This window comes from Actinokineospora sp. (assembly GCF_050699995.1).
Classification (GTDB): Bacteria; Actinomycetota; Actinomycetes; order Mycobacteriales; family Pseudonocardiaceae; genus Actinokineospora.
Window position 1 is genome coordinate 1 of sequence record NZ_JBOHGC010000213.1, and the last position, 1,226, is coordinate 1,226.

Genomic DNA, 1,226 nt, shown 5'->3' on the forward strand with positions numbered 1-1,226 from the left:
TCCTGCGCGGAGGCCCGGCCGCCGCCGAGCAACGCGCCGCCGAGACAGCTCGCCACGACCCCGCCGAGAAGGGCCGCGCGTCCAGCGCCTCGCCGCATGGGAGGGCAGCGTAACACGCACCTCGACGTGGCACCTGCAGCCTGGGCACGTGCCGCGCGGCTTCCGCGGCGGTGGGCCGCGGACGTCGACGCGGGCGGCCGGGCGCGCCCTCCTCGATGAGCCCGGTCAGGGGCGAGCTCGAAGTGGCAGAGCGCTTGTGCGAGGCCCCGGGGCACCACGGCACGCCGTGCAGGGCGCCGCCCTCGGCGTTACAATGCGCCCCGCACCCTCTAGCTCGCGGCGCTGCTCTCCGTCGCTGCCCACCCGGGACGCGGCCCGCGTCAGGTTCCCTCCCTTCCGAGAGCAGGGCCGCGTGGCTGCTGCTCCTCGCTGTGGACGGTTTCGGTAACAAGGGAGGTCCCCTCGATGGCGACTCGACTCGCAGCCAAGGTGGTCATCGCGATCCTCGTGCTGGGCACCGCGCTGGCCGTACCGGCCCGCTCGGACTTCATGAGCGACATGCAGGACAAGATCGCGGCGCAGATCCGGGGCAAGGCCACGGGCGCGCCGGCGTGGACGGGCTACGGCACGGTGCCCGCGGACTGGTCCGCCGCCAACGTGCTCATCATGGTGTACTCGACGACGGCGGATGCCAACCAGCTCGCCTGGACCGGCACTCAGCTGGTGGCCGGCAACCCGGAGTCCCTCGACCACCTGCTGTGGACCAACAGCACGTCGGAGCCGCAGTCCTGGAGCTCGACGCTGACCGACACCTACACCGACACCTTCGAATACTCCACCACCAAGGCATTGTCGGTGGGCGTCGAAGTGTCGCTCTCGGTGGGGCTGCCGGCCGGCGTCGAGGCCGGCACCACCCTCTCGACCGAGGTCTCGCTGAGCAGCACCGCCACCACCACGTCGACCCGCGACAAATCCTGGTCGCGGACCGTCAACGTCAACGTCAGCCCCCACATGTCGACCTACGCTTCGCTGGTGGTCACGCCGTCAAGCGCCACCGCCACTTGGACCGCGCCCGTGGTCGTCGACGGTACGGTCTACGCCAAGGGACTGACCTACGGCGGCGTCGACTTCGGCATGTCGTTCGAGAAGCAGCTCAGCCAATACCTGCCCAACGTCGCCGACCGCACCTTCGTCACCAGCGGGAGGTTCACTTCGCGGGTCGGGAC

The 1,226-nt window shown here is 70.6% G+C and carries 1 protein-coding gene; it reads left to right on the forward strand.

Going from position 1 to position 1,226, the window contains the following annotated elements:
- Window positions 1–465: 465 nt before the first annotated feature.
- On the forward strand, window positions 466–1,226 hold a 761-nt coding region (locus tag ACRDSQ_RS11840; RefSeq protein WP_431420938.1), incomplete at its 3' end, for an ETX/MTX2 family pore-forming toxin.